Below are 15,136 nucleotides of genomic sequence, written 5' to 3' on the forward strand. Positions count from 1 at the left end.
ATTAATGGCGGAAATGACGCATACCAGTGAATACCATTGCGATGCCATGTTCATTTGCTGCTGCAATGGTCTCGTCATCACGCATAGAGCCACCTGGTTGAATGATAGCAGCAATCCCTACTTCGGCTGCATTATCAATACCATCACGGAAAGGGAAGAAAGCATCAGATGCCATTACAGCCCCTTCTGTCGCTAGTCCCGCATGCTCAGCTTTAATAGCCGCGATACGTGCTGAGTTGACGCGACTCATTTGGCCTGCGCCAACACCGATAGTGCGCTGATCTTTTGCATATACGATAGCATTAGATTTAACGTATTTTGCCACGTTCCAACTGAACAGTAGATCAGCAATCTGTGCTTCCGTCGGTTGCACGTCCGTGACGATTTTTAGATCATTGGCCGTAATCAAGCCCAAATCTTGCTCTTGAACCAACAGTCCACCATTGACACGCTTATAATCGAGCTGACGGTCACGTAGTTCGGGTGCTGGCAAGTCGCCACATACTAAGACACGTACGTTTTTCTTGTTGGCTGTTGCTTCAAGTACACCCTCTTCGATACTTGGGGCAATAATAACTTCGACAAATTGATTGTCAATGATCGCTTTAGCGGTAGCAAGGGTTAATGGGCGGTTAAAAGCAATGATACCGCCAAAAGAAGACTCAGGGTCGGTACTAAAGGCCGTACGATAAGCGGCTACTTGGTCGGTATCGACAGCGACGCCGCAAGGATTGGCGTGCTTAACAATGACGCAAGCAGGTGTGCTAAAGGCTTTGACGCACTCAAGCGCCGCATCGGTATCAGCGATATTGTTATAAGACAATGCTTTGCCTTGTAGTTGCTGAGCGGTTGCAATCGAAGCTTGCTTGCTTTTTGAAGACTGATTTTCGATATAAAACGCCGCGTTTTGATGCGGGTTTTCACCGTAACGAAGGTCTTGTACTTTTTCTAACTGGACGTTAAAGGTACGTGAAAATTTTTCAGGCTGCTGGCTTTCATTGACACGGCTGCCCAAGAAATTTGCAATCATACCGTCATATTGCGCGGTATGCTCAAAGGCTTTTACGGCTAAATCATAGCGTAAGGCAGTAGTAAGTTCAGTGCTATTACCTAAGGCTTCAAGTACGCGCGTATAATCTGCTGGATCAGTTACAATACCAACGTGCGCATGGTTTTTAGCCGCTGAACGTACCATCGTAGGTCCGCCAATATCGATATTTTCGATGGCATCATTCATGGTTACGTCGCTACGAGCAATAGTTTCTGCAAACGGATAAAGATTTACGACGACTAAATCAATGCGGTCAATCGCGTGCTCACTCATCACGGCGTCATCTTTGCCACGGCGCCCTAGGATTCCACCATGAATTTTAGGATGTAACGTTTTGACCCGACCATCCATCATCTCAGGAAAACCTGTGTAATCTGATACTTCGGTGACGGCGACATTATGCTCTGTGAGCAAACGGTAAGTACCACCGGTCGACAATAAACCAAAGCCTGCTTTAATGAGACCTTGAGCGAACTCAACGATATTAGACTTGTCGGATACTGATAGTAATGCAAGTGGGACTTTACTCATAAAAAAATTTCCATAAAAAAAGCCTGACGTAAACGTCTGGCAAGGTAATAATGACAATCAGTGCAGAGCATATCGCGATTGATAAGATCATAAACTATAAACTGCCATACATAATGAATATCAGTTAGGGTAGATGAGCGTGTCATATAAATGGTTGGTAATACCAATCAAACGTAGTAGTTAGTACTACATTAAACCATAAGTTTTAAGCTTTTTGCGTAATGTACCGCGATTGAGGCCCAAGATTTGCGCACACTTGGTTTGATTGCCTCGACTCTTTTCAAGCACGACAGACAAGAGCGGTTGTTCTATCTCTTTTAAAATAAGCTCATATAAGTCAGTGGGTATCTCATCACCTAACAGTGCAAAGTATTGTCGCACAACGCGCTCAACATGCACTCGTAAAGGTTCATGCATGTGACTTGTACTCTCTAAAGAAGGCTTTAGATCGTGATTTGAGTGATGGAAGTCCTCTTTATAATAATCAGCAGGATTCTCAACGTTTTTGTGAAAATGACTGGCATTATACTGTGCATGCGGGGCCATAAGATAATGTCCTTAAGATTAAAGAGTCAAACCATGAGGCGTTCGAGTGCTATTATATCAAAGTCATAGCATATGACATCAACAGATTTGGCACTATGCTAAAAGCCTAGCAACGACACTACTTATCATTGTTTATTTAAAGCAGTGACAATAAATATTATCGATATTAAACGGTCTTTAATAAACAGGGTTAATGATGACTTTACTAATCTGCGTATTGGCTACTGGTATCGTAAAGAGTAGCTGTCTACGACTTTCAGCCCCTAATTGACTTTGCGTACTTAATAGATATTCATCTGGTGCTGCAATAAATTCGCCGATAAGTGCGTCTGACCCATAAACGCTAACTTTCACATGAGGGTATAGCTGTGCCTGTGCGCTTTGATTGTTCAAAGTGACGCTAATATCACTAAATCTACTTGCCGGTTTAATCTGACTGGGTTTGTACTTAATATCGTTTATGGTCAATGCGGCTAAATCAGCACTAGGCAGGCTACAAGCAGCGATTGAGCATATCTTTTGTAAGCGTTCAGCATGAGCAGGATTTTTAACCAAGTTATCCAAGTTGAAAATAATATACTGAGCAAAAAGTAGCAAGCCTAATACCAAAGAGCCAAGCACCCATAATAATGAGGCAATCGACCGTCGCGCTGGCGTTGGCGAGAATTTATCTTGTGCTTGCATCTTTTTAGCATGGGCGGCATTGCTACTGTCTTCTTCTTTGAAAGAGACGCCCATACTCAAGAGCAACTGTGATAAATCCGTTTCATCTTTTGGCGCGTCTTCGCTTTGATTTTGTTCTTTGAGCAATTTCTCAAGCCATGATTCATCGGCATTGCTATCAATATTGGCGTGAATATCATTAGCCGCTGCGGAGCTTAAAGCGATTTGTGCTGATGATGGCGCGTCTGTTAAAGAACCAGTTGCTGATGATGTGGTTTCTAATATTTTAACGGATGCATCTGAGTTTTTATCTAATTTCGTAGAAGAGTTTTTTTGTGGTGTATCGTTTATGGTAGCGGTATGGTTGATATCATTGTTTTGAGTGAGCCACGCATCCATACTATCTAGTGAGTCGTATTCTAAATCGTCGTCGCCATCTGCTTCAATATCCATATCATCATGAATCATATCGTCATGAATCAATATATTTGCCGCTTTTGGTTTTGTTGAAGGATGGGATTGTAAATCAGAATCGTCAACCAGCATTGTTGACACGTTTGAGGAAGTGTTTTCTTTATTTTCGCTAATAACTCTGCTATTAACGCTATTTATACCAGTTATATTTTTATTACTAGGGTCTGTATCGGCAGTCACGATAAGATTATTATTAACCAAAAAACTTTGCTGACAGTTTTCACAGCAGACCGTAGCGGTTTTTTGGTTCAATTGGCTTGTCTTTATATTGGAGCTGGCATGGCAATGAGGGCACTGAGTTTTTATTGGCGTGGTCATAGGGTCAAATCCAAAAAGGTATAAGTATTAATACCGCGTAGCCACTCACCAACCGCTGCCGATTATTCTAATGTCATTCATTAGATATTTTATACATCATAACCCATAGGCAACTATAGAGCAGCGTCAAATACACAACATTTAACTGCTTCTCTATCGTAACAGATGTAATTTAATGTTGCTAGCCTGTAAATGTACCAGATAATCGCTGCCAATGCTGATCTTCTTGCGCAGTAAAAGCGTGTTTGGGGTCGAGAGCAAAATAAGGCTGATATGCTTCGGTTACTTGTTCGGCTTGTGACTCAATCAAGCCTGCAAGCACGATACGGCTTTTTGCTGCCATTAAGGTAGCAAAGTAAGGGGCTAAACCGATAAGCGGTTTGGCTAAAATATTGGCAACCAAAAACTCTACGGGTTGTATCTCGTTCTCCTGCCAATAGGCAGTAAAATCCTCTGGTAAAAAGGCTTGTAAACGGTCATCGACATGATTACGTGCGGCATTTTGATTGGTAGCGAGTACTGCTTGCGGATCTATATCTACTGCATAGACGTGGCGTGCCCCTAATAATAATGCTGCAACACCTAAAATACCGGAGCCACAACCATAATCTATGACTATTTTATCTTTGAGATTCTCTTCAGTCAGCCAGTCCAGACATAGACGAGTAGTGGCATGGTAGCCGGTACCAAAAGCCAGACCTGGATCCATAATGATATTGGTCGCTTTAGGATTGGGCGGCGTCAGCCAATTAGGAACAATCCATAAATCATTGGCACACTCAATCGGTTTATAATTGGACATCCATTCACGTTCCCAGTCTTTATCATCCACAGCACTCAGCCAAGTGCGGCTAGCATGTACTTGCGCGGCGATTTCATGGCTCAATTGCTCAATCGCCTGACGATTGCCAGCATCCGTTGTAGCATCGAACAGCCCTGTTAAAACGACCTCATCCCATAATGGTGATTCACCAGGGAGCGGCTCAAATAAGGGTTGATCGCCTGCGTCATCGAGTGCAATTGATAGAGCGCCTGCTTCTAGTAACAGCGCCTCGGTGAGATCGACGTTGTCTTTTTTACACTGTAAATGCAGTTGATGCCATGCCATAACGGTAACCTTAGTTCAAAAAAAAGAGAGAATGATATTTTTAATAGATGATGAATGAGTAAAGTATTGATCGTTTGTAGATTTTGCAGAAGCTATTTTAACGCTCAATATTAGCGCTCAATGTTAGTGTCGAAAGTAAGCGCTTAAAAACCAGTCATCGTTATTCAGAAATTAAGGTTTCTAAATTAAGGCTTCTAAATAAAGGCTTCTAAATATACACTATGATTGCCTCTATTATGATGGCTTCTACATAGACACTGATAAACAGGCGCTCATAATAAGTGTCAAGCTATCAGCGTAGCGCTTGCCTAGCTTCTTTTATCACTCGTGCATTACCCTGTTGCTGCCCAGATTGTAGGATCATCTGCCATAGGGCGCGGCGGCGACTGCTATCTTGAGAGACGCTAAGGCCACGGCGTGCCATCGCTTCCGCTTTACGCGGCTGGTTCTTTTTCAGCGCTACTTGTGCCAAATAAAAATAAACTGCTGATGATTTGGGAGCAAGGCGCTGTGCACGGGTAAAGCTACTCTCAGCACCACTTAGATTACCCGCCTTTAATTGCCCCGTACCCACTTGCATTAGGTTACGAAATGCGGGTAAGTTACTATTATTAGTCGCAGTTTGTTGACTGCGCTGCTGCGAGTTTTGTCGTGCAAGATCTAATAATTCATTATGCGATGGTATTGAAGGTTGAGAGATGATCTCATCTTCACGAGAAGGCGTGAGAATAATAATATCAGGCTGAGTTATTATTGGGCTTTGACTAGGCGACGTGAATACGGGGATTGCTTCCGTTACTGGATCTATTGATGCAGACGGTTTAGGTGGATCATAGGCTTCAATAGAGTATTCGTAGTCGTTTTCATCGCTGTCATTTTTAGCGTCCTCATTCTCATAGCCGCTTTTTTTAACAATAGGGGCTTGAGTCACCGTCGTTGTTGGTTGGCTTTTAGCGGAGGGCGAAGTTTGAACAGGAGATGTTTTCACCGAAATCGGCGCCGTCTGACAGGCACTTAAGCTGAGCATGCCCAGAAGGGCACAGGTTGTAAGCACTGTATTCATGCGCTTAATTTGTTTTTTAGACTGAGGAAGATCCGTCTGCTCAGTTAAAACATTTCGCTGTATCAATAACGCCATATTAAAACCCTTTCTTTTAAGTTTTAAAAACCTTAGAACTAATTTACTAGAGCTGATTTACTAGAATCATGCAACAATTATGCAACTAGAACCATTCAACCGCACGGTCGTACCAAGTATCGGCACGATTGCTTGTTTCGGTTTCGCCATCTTGCTCGTTATTATTGTCTGCATTATCGGTATCGACTGCTTCACCATTTGGAATATCTAATCCTTCACGGCGACGCTGCTGATTGATAGACCCTTGCTCATTTTGCCATTGTATCTGCTCACGAGCTTGATCTTGCTGATATAAGCCGATAGCGCAACTGCTGGCTTCTTGCGGTAAATATGATGACATCACGGGTAGGTAGCGTGCATCAGCACAGCGCTCATTGGATAGCTTGCCTGAGTTGTTCTCTAACCACAGCCATTCAATGCCTTCTGGCTCAGCTAGCGCCACAGGAGTCAGTTTTAGGCGACGCATGTAGTCTGCCCATACCGGCAAAGCGCCACTACCACCACTAAGACCAATGGGCTTGTTATCATCACGTCCAACCCAAACCACACTGACATAGTTGCCGCTATAACCGGCAAACCAAGCATCACGATAATCGTTGGTAGTACCTGTTTTCCCAGCAAGGTTTAAATTACTACCAAGGGATTGCACACGTCTGGCAGTACCGTTTTTGACGACGTCTTGCAAGGCATAGTTAATCAAAAAATTGGTCTCAGGCGGAATACTAGGTTGAGTATTTAGCCCAGTGCGCTGTAAAATGCGTCCGCGATCATCAATGACACTGCGGATACTATGAATGGGCGTGCGAAAGCCACCGGTAGCAAACACTTGGTAGACGCCAAGCATATCCATTGGGCTAAGATTCACTGAGCCTAATAACGCTGAAGGATAAGGTGGGATTTTCTCTTTAACACCCATACGCTTTAATTGTTTGGCAAAGGTATCGACGCCAAATTCCATACCTAAGCGTACGGCGCTATGGTTGTAAGACTGAGAAAGTGCGGTAGTGAAGGGTACATAGCCATGGTCACGATTATCGTAGTTTTTTGGATTCCATTTAGTACCGTCACTTAAATTGACCGTAATCGGCGAATCGTCAACCGAACTTGCCAAATTATAGCGTCCGCTTTCAAGCGCCGTCATGTAGATAATCGGCTTTAATAACGAACCTACTTGGCGTTTCGCATCGACCGCACGGTTAAATCCAGTGAATTCGCTCCCACTACCAACCACTGCAACCAGCTCACCAGTCTCAGGATTGGCACTGACTAAAGCACCTTGTAAGTTTTTAGTCTTGCTACTGTTGCGACGCAGCTGGCCAAGTTCTTTCTCGACAGCTTTGTCCGCCGCTAACTGGGCAATGGGATCCATAGTACTGATAATGATTAGACCTTCGTTTTTGAGGTCGTCAGAATAATAGACTTTATTCAGTTCGCGCTTGACGATATCTAAAAAGTCAGGGAACTGGCTTTTCCCTTCAACCGGCTTATCAACCACACCAAGTGGCTGCTTTAGTGCCTTATCGTAGTCTTCTTGACTGAGTGAACCTATTGCTAACATATTGCTAAGCACCACATCACGGCGCGCTTTTGAATCGTTTGGATGGCGACGGGGGTTATAAACGCTAGGACCTTTTGCCATACCAACAAGCAAAGCTTGTTGATCTAAGCGTAGCTCGTTGAGCGGTTTATCAAAGTAAAACTGTGACGCCAAACCAAAACCATTAATAGAGCGCTTACCGTTTTGACCCAAATAAATCTCGTTTAGATAGGTTTGTAGAATTTCATCTTTACTATAGTGTAGCTCAAGTAGCACGGCCATCAATGCTTCATTGGCTTTGCGTTTAAGCGTGCGGTCTGAGTTGAGATAGAAGTTTTTAATCAACTGCTGGGTAATGGTCGAACCACCCTGCCTAGAACCACCAGAGGAGTTATTTAGTACAGCGCGGGCGATACCACGTATCGATACGCCTTTGTGTTCATAAAAACCACGATCTTCTGTCGCTATTAGGGCATCAATGAGTGGCTGCGGTACCTGATCTAAAGAAACAACCATCCGATCTTCATTACTGTCTGGATAAATACCACCGATATTAACTGGTTCAAGACGAATGATACCGGTTTTAGCAGGCAAGGTGCTTTGTACCGATTCAATCTTATTACCAGAAATAGTCATTTTAATGACTTGCTCTTTATCCACATCGTTTGCGCTATAAGTAAAGCCACGTGTATGGATAAAATAGGTATTGCCTGACTTATGGTAAGTACCCGTGCGGTCATAAGCTTTGTTGCTTTGATAATTGAGTAATTCCAGCCAAGCCTTCATGGTGTCTTTAGTGACATTGGCGCCCTCATATAGTTCAAGCGGCTGCGAATACACTTTTGCAGGAATATCCCAGCGTTTACCCTCGAACTTACTGGTAATGGTGCGATCAAGTTTGAGCAGATAAAGTGCCAATAGCACCATGCCAGCGATAATGACAATTAATAAAATACCACTAAAAACCATGCCGCGCTGCTGTGAAGGTAGCGTGTTTATAGCAGGTTTAGATGACTGTGGTCGCTTAGAATTAGATTTTTGCACGGATGACACACCATTTTGGGATAAAAAACTGCTTCATAATGACGCAAATTGACAAATTTTTCAATCTATCATCATCAACGCCGTCATTCATTGGTATTTAACCATGAGTAGTTATACTGCTCATAGTGCTTGCTTATAGTATAATCTTCAATAGAGCTCTCATACTTATACTAAAATATGGAAAGCTTTTAATTCGGCTTATTAATGTCATATAGGATAGTAATTCACGATAGCAAGTTAAAATGGCTTTAACGATGTCTTTTATATGGATTAACAGTAGTTATTGTTGTTTCTTACTGTGTGCTACCCATATAAACAATCATATTAATAGTCATTTGAAATAGCCGTGTTAATCGCTATCGAGCAGATTAGAGGATAGGACGTTTACTCAAAGCGAACTGGCTTTAAGTAAACCTATCTAAAGGAAATAAGTGCGATTATGTCCAGTGTCCCATCGTCAATGTCATCAGCTTCATCAACCACCAACTCTCATCATCAAGACAACTCAATTATTGAAGGTCTGGTACTGCCGCTCGCCGGTCACTGTTTTCATTGCGGCGATCCGGTGCCGCAGCCGCCGTTTCATAGCGATATATTAGGTCAGCCGCGTGAGATGTGCTGTATGGGCTGTCAGTTGGCCTCTCAAAGTATTGTAGAGGCAGGACTTGAGCAGTATTATCTTGACCGCTCGGAGATTAACCGTACGGCAAGTTTGCCAACGCAGCTGACTCGTCTTGAAGCTTATGATCATGACGAAATAAAATCACAGTTCGTTTATGCACAAGATGGTATGTCGGTTGCAGAGTTGTCTGTCAACAATCTCCGTTGTGCAGCCTGTACGTGGCTGATTGAATCGCGGCTTGATGAGTTAGATGGTATCAGTAAATGTCAGGTCAATTTGACCAATCAGCGCATGCGGGTGATTTGGGATGAGACCAAGCTACCGATCAGTCGCATTCTAACGGTTATCAATGAGATTGGCTATGAAGCCAAGCCTTATCGACAAGATACCCATGAAGCTATGCTGGCACGTCATAATAACCAAATGCTAATCAGGCTTGGTATCGCGGCATTAGGTTCGATGCAGGCGATGATGTATGCGGTGGCGATTTATTTTGGTGAATATAGCGATATGTTGATTTTTCAGCGAGATTTTCTGCGCTGGGTGTCTTTATTCGTTAGTACGCCAGTATTCTTTTATGCCGGTGTGCCTTTCTTTACTTCAGCATGGTCAGCGATTCGTGCTCGGCAAGTCAATATGGACGTGCCCGTTAGTATTGCCTTAATCGTCACTTTCTTTGCCAGTCTCTACGCTACCATCACTGGGCAAGGGGAGACGTACTACGACTCAGTCAGTATGTTTATATTCTTCTTACTGGCAGGGCGTTATATTGAGCATAATGCGCGCCTAAAAGCAGCCACCATGGCCAATGATTTAGTGGTAGTAGAGCCAGTATTGGTGCAAAAGATTGCTGAAGATAAAGAAGCTGCTGAGCGTATCTTGCGGCAATTAGAGGAAAATATCCTCCAGAAAAATGTTCTTGATCAGGAAAATGAAGAGTCTGCGAATCAGGTTAGCGATGTAGCTGTTAATGTGCCTGTTAATGGGATTAGCAATGAGATAAACAGTCAAAATACAGTGAACGCTACGCCTAACTTTATGCAAACTATGGATACCAATGTCTATCAGTTAACATCACTTATCGCCCAAGAGTGGCAGCAAACCCGCCATCAGCGATTGACTGTGTCAAATACAGAGGATGAGATAGAAGCAAAGAAAATGGTAACCGCCCACAGTTTACAAGTGGGTGACATTATCATGATCGAGGCTGGCTCTGAAATTATCAGTGATGGTATCTTACTTAGCTCAACCGCCACGGTATCGCAAAGCTTGCTGACGGGTGAGGGTGATTTAATCATCAAAACTCAAGGTGATTATATCGTCGGCGGTGCGCAAAATGACAGCCAACCGTTTGAGATGTTGGTTACAGCGCTGCCAGAAGACAGTCAAATAGGTCTAATCGACAGGCTAATGAACCGTGCGATGAGTGAAAAGCCAAAATTGGCACAGCAAGCAGATAAGCTGGCACGTTGGTTTGTTGCGCGCATCTTAGTATTATCCGTTTTAGTATTTATCGGCTGGTACATCGTCGACCCAAGCCAAGCGATTTGGGCGACGGTTGCGGTACTGGTGGCGACGTGTCCTTGTGCGCTATCCTTAGCGACTCCGATTGCGCTGACTGTGGCGACCAACCGACTGGCAAGCTATGGCTTTTTGACGACTCGTGGGCATACCTTGCAGACGCTCGCTGAGATAACCCATGTGGCTTTTGATAAAACGGGTACATTAACCTATGGCAAGCCCAACTTATTAAATATTGAGTTGTTAACAATTACTGAGGTTACAACCAACTCAAACGAGCAAAAAGATAACCTACTGGCAATCGCTGCAGCTTTAGAGGTAGGTAGTCGTCATCCTATTGCACATGCATTGCTCACCGCTGCTTATCAACTGCATCTACCAGCCACGCAAGCTTTACAGCATTATCCAGCGGGCGGTGTGGAAGCCATGATTGATGGTGTGTTATATCGGATTGGGCATGTGGATTTTGCCTTGGATAAAGCAACTAATGATAATTATAATCATAAATTAACCATTGATTTGGTTGCGCAGCGAGCGAGCTCAGCGGTGGTATTATCTTGTCAGAAAAGCAACTTGAATGAATGGCAAGCGCTGGCGTGTTTTTACTTTAATGATAAAGTACGTGATAGCGCCAAATCGATGCTCGATACACTCAAAGATTTGGGTATTGAATCGGTGATGTTGACCGGTGACCCAAGCCCACAAGCCTTGGTAATGGCTGAAGGATTGGGCATGCAGTCAGCATATAACGGATTGTCACCCACGGATAAAGTCAATTATATTCAGCAGTTGCAAGCTAAAGGTGCAGTCGTACTGATGGTCGGCGATGGTATTAATGACGCACCTGTATTGGCAGCAGCAGATGTTTCGACCTCGATAGCAGGGGCTGCCGATTTAGCGCAAGTATCGAGCGACAGCATTATTCTAAATGGACAAATCGAAGCTATTACTGCTGCTAAACGTATCGCCAATAAAACAGAACGTATCATCAAGCAAAACTTCCGCTGGGCACTTATTTATAACGGTAGTGTGTTAATACCAGCCGCTTTAGGCTATGTACCACCTTGGCTTGCTGCTATTGGAATGTCGCTAAGCTCATTGTTCGTCGTATTAAATGCGTTACGTCTAAAACGTGCTTAAGAGCATTTTCAATAAATGATTACTTTTACCCATAAAAAAACCGCCTTTAACTAAATATAAATAGCTAAGGCGGTTTTTTGTTTTCATGCAAAATGATTGTTATATGATACTTAAGTTAGTCTTGTAGATAGCTTAGTAGGCGCATAAATTCAATATACATCCACACTAGCGTTGCAAGAATACCGATACTGAATAACCATTCGTAGTCTTCAGAGACACCCATCGCAACACCGCGATCAATATTATCAAAGTCTAATAAAAGCGTAAAAGAGGCGATAACAATCACAAATAAGCTGAAGCCAATAGCGATAGCGCCCCCTTCAAATAAGAAAGGTAAGCTTGAACCAAAAGCTAAAGAAAGTACCCACTGTGCCACGTAAACAAGCATGATGGCAATCAATGCTGAGGTTACGATTGAGCGGAATTTTTGAGTAACCTTTACCAAACCTGAACGATATAGTCCGAGCATTACTGCTGCTGTCACAAACGTCGCACACATAGCTGTGACTGGCACGCTAGGGTACATTCTCATGAAAAATAGCGAGATACCGCCTAAAAATATACCTTCCAATAGTGCATAAGGAACGGCGAAGGTTTTGGCTTTTTGTGGTTTAAAGGTGATAAAAATGGCTAGACCAAAGGCAGCAAACATACTACCAAAAGCTGCCATTGTGATAAAACCTTGTGATAGACCTGCCATCAGCGCGTAAAAGAAAAACCCAATACCAGTAATAGCGGATAGTCCAAGCAATAGACTGGTTTTTTGAATCACGCCCTTAACAGTCATCGGCGTACCGCCGACTGCAAGTTCTGCGCGACTGACAATAGGATTGGCCATAAAGTTGTCCTTAATAAAATATCAATAATAGTAATGCAGCTACTTTAGCAAAACCATGATTATTGTCAATTGTGTTTACGTGACCGCATAAAAGGTATTACGCAATTATTGAGTCGCTTATCAGCCCATGTATATAATGATTTTAAGTAGCTGAATAAAAACGCCTAATAAAGACGTATAATCGTTTTTATATGGGGTCAATTACGACCGTTAACAACGATAATTCACAAACATGCTAGTCTAATGGCTTATTTATCGCTATCATTGCTCTGTATTTTACCGTTATACCGAGTCGTTTTATGGAAAACTCAGCGCAGTCAGAAAGATTGCCGCAATTACATGAATCAGAGCTGTTCCACGCTATCAAAAATCCTGCCTTTCGCCGTATTGGCTTGATGGGTCGCGCTGGGAAGCGCAGTGTTACCCAAAGCCTTGCTCAGATCGCGCAGATCATCAACGATATGAATCTTACGTTGATTATGGATGTGCAAACTGCCAACTTACCAACCTTAAATCTCACTGAGATTGAAAGAGTCAAAATCGTCAAGCGTAGCTTAATTGGCGAGATTTGTGACTTGGTTATTGTGGTTGGTGGTGATGGCTCCATACTCCATGCCGCTGAGGCGTTAGCGCGCTACCGTGTGCCTGTATTAGGGGTTAACCGTGGTCGTCTTGGTTTTTTAGCGGATGTTAAGCCTGATGAAGCTGAATTTAAGATACGCCAAGTATTGATGGGTGATTACCAGTTAGATCACAGGTTTTTGCTAACGATGGAGATTCGTGAAGGTAGCAAGATTATTCATGAAGACATGGCGCTCAATGATATAGTGCTGCATGCGGGTAAATCAGTCCATATGATTGATTTTCAGCTGACAATCGATGGGCATGATGTTTATCGACAGCACAGTGATGGCTTGATTGTGGCGACACCGACGGGCTCGACTGCCTATGCGCTCTCAGGTGGTGGCCCAATTATCCATCCGAGCATGGATGCGATATGTTTGGTGCCCATGCATCCGCATACGCTGTCTAGCCGGCCCATCGTGGTGAGTGGTACCAGTGAAATTTGTATTCGCATCCACGAGGACAATCGTACTCAGCCAATGGTCAGCGCCGATGGCAAACCTAGCATACCGCTTGATCAAGAGCAGCGTCTTTATATTCGCAAACATCCTGATAAATTAACCTTGCTACATCCGCCAGGGTTTGATTTTTATGAAGCCTGCCGGACCAAGTTGCACTGGAACGTCCATGCCGAAGAGTTCAGTCTTGATACTGATGATGATATTATGGACGATGAATAAGCGTATCTGTTAGATAAAGCATGCCATATAAAAACAGTAGTGGAGAGTAAATAAGATGGATAAACAAAAAATATTAGCAAGCTTAACGCCTGAAGTAGCCGATAAGTTTCGTATGGCGATTGAGCTGGGTAAATGGCCGGATGGTCGCAAGTTAACAGCGGAGCAGCGCGAAACTTGTATGCAAGCAGTGATGGTATGGGAGCATGAACATCTGCCACCCGCTGAGCGTACTGGCTATATACATAAGCCGATAAGAGAAAATGGCTCTATCGTTGGCGCTGAATGTGATGTGGAACACGAGCATCATTACCCTAATATGCCAAATCCCAAAGGCGCTGTGCAGCCGATTAAGTTTCGCGATAAATAAGATTGTGCTATAAAAGCCAGTCTTATAAATAATCAAGCTGCCGCAATAGAAAAAGCTGTAATAAAAAAAGCCACGCTATAGTAATAGCGTGGCTTTTTTAGGTACGTTACAAATAAAAGGTACTTTATAAAAAACGCTTAAAGTGCGGTAGTATCGACATTTGGGCGCACCGTCAATGGATTCTTTTCCATCAAAAACCCTTGCCAACCCCAATGTAAAAAATTGCGGATATTGGCATGATCAGTACCCTTTGGAGTCGCTTGAACCTTGGCGTAATGCTCACCGAACAGCTTTAGCGTGTCTAACTGATTTAAGCCATGGTGCTTAGCAAGGCCAAAAATCTTAGCACTACCTTCGTTTTCACCAGCAGCATTATGTACCATGCCGTTGACAAAAGGCATTGGCGCATAGCGATAAAAATCATCAATAAAGCTGATGACATCATTGAATCCAATGGCTTTTTTATTCAAACCATTAAGTAGGGCCGATACATCTGATTGGCGAATACTCATAAATAAATGACCTCAGAGCAGATTAAAAAGCAAAAATTAGTGTGCTTGATATATGCTCAATGATTATTGATAGTTAGGCATGAAGCAAACAGCTTAACGATTAAAATAGTCTTCATCATCAAATGAAGGTGCAAAACCGCCTTGTTCAAGATGTTGCATTTGCGATTGTACCGTGCGCTCATGCTGGATACGCTGATAGATCTCTTCGCGGTGTACGGCAATATCTTTTGGCGCATCAACGCCGATACGTACTTGATTGCCTTTGACACCTAGTACAGTCACACTGACCTCATCGCCAATCATTAGCGTTTCGCCCACGCGGCGTGTCAAAATTAACATGCGTCACACTCCTTATGTCGCATCAACAGATTATTACTCATCAGATTGCGTCTCAATTACAGGACATTACCGCTGCACAAAAT

Annotated in this window: 11 protein-coding genes and 1 pseudogene; 3 read left to right on the plus strand and 9 right to left on the minus strand. The window is 43.3% G+C overall.

Features of this window, described 5'->3' with window-relative positions:
• Position 1 precedes the first annotated feature (1 nt).
• The 6 genes from purH to mrcB all read right to left on the minus strand — a co-directional run bounded on the left by purH (position 2) and on the right by mrcB (position 8,410).
• Positions 2-1,582, minus strand: a complete 1,581-nt coding sequence (purH, locus tag WAZ74_RS05645; protein WP_422306690.1) for a bifunctional phosphoribosylaminoimidazolecarboxamide formyltransferase/IMP cyclohydrolase — start codon at positions 1,580-1,582, stop codon at positions 2-4.
• Between the two features lie 186 nt (positions 1,583-1,768).
• A complete protein-coding gene (gene fis, locus WAZ74_RS05650; protein WP_422306692.1) occupies positions 1,769-2,128 on the minus strand; it encodes a DNA-binding transcriptional regulator Fis in 360 nt (119 codons plus the stop codon).
• A 177-nt stretch (positions 2,129-2,305) separates the two neighbouring features.
• The gene (locus WAZ74_RS05655; RefSeq protein ID WP_422306694.1) at positions 2,306-3,583 is read right to left on the minus strand and encodes a DUF3426 domain-containing protein; all 1,278 of its coding nucleotides are present in this window, start codon (positions 3,581-3,583) and stop codon (positions 2,306-2,308) included.
• A 181-nt stretch (positions 3,584-3,764) separates the two neighbouring features.
• On the minus strand, positions 3,765-4,691 hold the full coding sequence (prmA, locus tag WAZ74_RS05660) for a 50S ribosomal protein L11 methyltransferase (RefSeq protein ID WP_422306696.1): 927 nt from the start codon (positions 4,689-4,691) through the stop codon (positions 3,765-3,767).
• Positions 4,692-4,983: 292 nt separating this feature from the next.
• Positions 4,984-5,829 carry a tetratricopeptide repeat protein gene (locus tag WAZ74_RS05665; RefSeq protein ID WP_422306698.1) on the minus strand — a complete coding sequence of 282 codons (846 nt, stop codon included), beginning with the start codon at positions 5,827-5,829 and terminating at the stop codon, positions 4,984-4,986.
• Between the two features lie 85 nt (positions 5,830-5,914).
• On the minus strand, positions 5,915-8,410 hold the full coding sequence (mrcB, locus tag WAZ74_RS05670) for a penicillin-binding protein 1B (RefSeq protein WP_422306700.1): 2,496 nt from the start codon (positions 8,408-8,410) through the stop codon (positions 5,915-5,917).
• Positions 8,411-8,870: 460 nt separating this feature from the next.
• On the opposite strand from mrcB, the gene WAZ74_RS05675 reads away from it, so the two are divergent.
• Positions 8,871-11,693 carry a heavy metal translocating P-type ATPase gene (locus tag WAZ74_RS05675; protein WP_422306712.1) on the plus strand — a complete coding sequence of 941 codons (2,823 nt, stop codon included), beginning with the start codon at positions 8,871-8,873 and terminating at the stop codon, positions 11,691-11,693.
• 115 nt (positions 11,694-11,808) lie between these two features.
• On the opposite strand, the gene WAZ74_RS05680 is transcribed toward WAZ74_RS05675, so the two are convergent.
• Positions 11,809-12,531, minus strand: a complete 723-nt coding sequence (locus WAZ74_RS05680) for a Bax inhibitor-1/YccA family protein (RefSeq protein ID WP_422306702.1) — start codon at positions 12,529-12,531, stop codon at positions 11,809-11,811.
• Positions 12,532-12,830: 299 nt separating this feature from the next.
• Here WAZ74_RS05680 and WAZ74_RS05685 point away from each other — a divergent pair, with 299 nt between their 5' ends.
• Both WAZ74_RS05685 and WAZ74_RS05690 read left to right on the plus strand, forming a co-directional pair.
• Positions 12,831-13,835, plus strand: a complete 1,005-nt coding sequence (locus WAZ74_RS05685; RefSeq protein WP_422306704.1) for an NAD(+) kinase — start codon at positions 12,831-12,833, stop codon at positions 13,833-13,835.
• Positions 13,836-13,890: 55 nt separating this feature from the next.
• Positions 13,891-14,202, plus strand: a complete 312-nt coding sequence (locus WAZ74_RS05690) for a YeaC family protein (protein ID WP_422306706.1) — start codon at positions 13,891-13,893, stop codon at positions 14,200-14,202.
• A 137-nt stretch (positions 14,203-14,339) separates the two neighbouring features.
• On the opposite strand, the gene WAZ74_RS05695 is transcribed toward WAZ74_RS05690, so the two are convergent.
• Positions 14,340-14,714, minus strand: coding sequence for a HopJ type III effector protein (locus tag WAZ74_RS05695; RefSeq protein ID WP_422306708.1), 375 nt, complete (start codon positions 14,712-14,714; stop codon positions 14,340-14,342).
• Positions 14,715-14,885: 171 nt separating this feature from the next.
• Positions 14,886-15,053: pseudogene (gene csrA, locus WAZ74_RS05700) on the minus strand (carbon storage regulator CsrA); the annotation flags it as partial.
• Positions 15,054-15,136 lie beyond the last annotated feature (83 nt).

Origin of the sequence: Psychrobacter sp., assembly GCF_049295055.1 — a bacterium.
In the GTDB taxonomy this organism is placed as follows: Bacteria; Pseudomonadota; Gammaproteobacteria; order Pseudomonadales; family Moraxellaceae; genus Psychrobacter.

What these genes read in the sequence shown, in the direction of transcription:
- WAZ74_RS05680 (WP_422306702.1), bottom strand. Translation starts at nt 12,531, where the DNA reads ATGGCCAATCCTATTGTCAGTCGCGCAGAACTTGCAGTCGGCGGTACG.
- WAZ74_RS05665 (WP_422306698.1), bottom strand. Translation starts at nt 5,829, where the DNA reads ATGGCGTTATTGATACAGCGAAATGTTTTAACTGAGCAGACGGATCTT.
- WAZ74_RS05690 (WP_422306706.1), top strand. Translation starts at nt 13,891, where the DNA reads ATGGATAAACAAAAAATATTAGCAAGCTTAACGCCTGAAGTAGCCGAT.
- WAZ74_RS05675 (WP_422306712.1), top strand. Translation starts at nt 8,871, where the DNA reads ATGTCATCAGCTTCATCAACCACCAACTCTCATCATCAAGACAACTCA.
- WAZ74_RS05685 (WP_422306704.1), top strand. Translation starts at nt 12,831, where the DNA reads ATGGAAAACTCAGCGCAGTCAGAAAGATTGCCGCAATTACATGAATCA.
- prmA (WP_422306696.1), bottom strand. Translation starts at nt 4,691, where the DNA reads ATGGCATGGCATCAACTGCATTTACAGTGTAAAAAAGACAACGTCGAT.
- WAZ74_RS05695 (WP_422306708.1), bottom strand. Translation starts at nt 14,714, where the DNA reads ATGAGTATTCGCCAATCAGATGTATCGGCCCTACTTAATGGTTTGAAT.
- fis (WP_422306692.1), bottom strand. Translation starts at nt 2,128, where the DNA reads ATGGCCCCGCATGCACAGTATAATGCCAGTCATTTTCACAAAAACGTT.
- WAZ74_RS05655 (WP_422306694.1), bottom strand. Translation starts at nt 3,583, where the DNA reads ATGACCACGCCAATAAAAACTCAGTGCCCTCATTGCCATGCCAGCTCC.
- purH (WP_422306690.1), bottom strand. Translation starts at nt 1,582, where the DNA reads ATGAGTAAAGTCCCACTTGCATTACTATCAGTATCCGACAAGTCTAAT.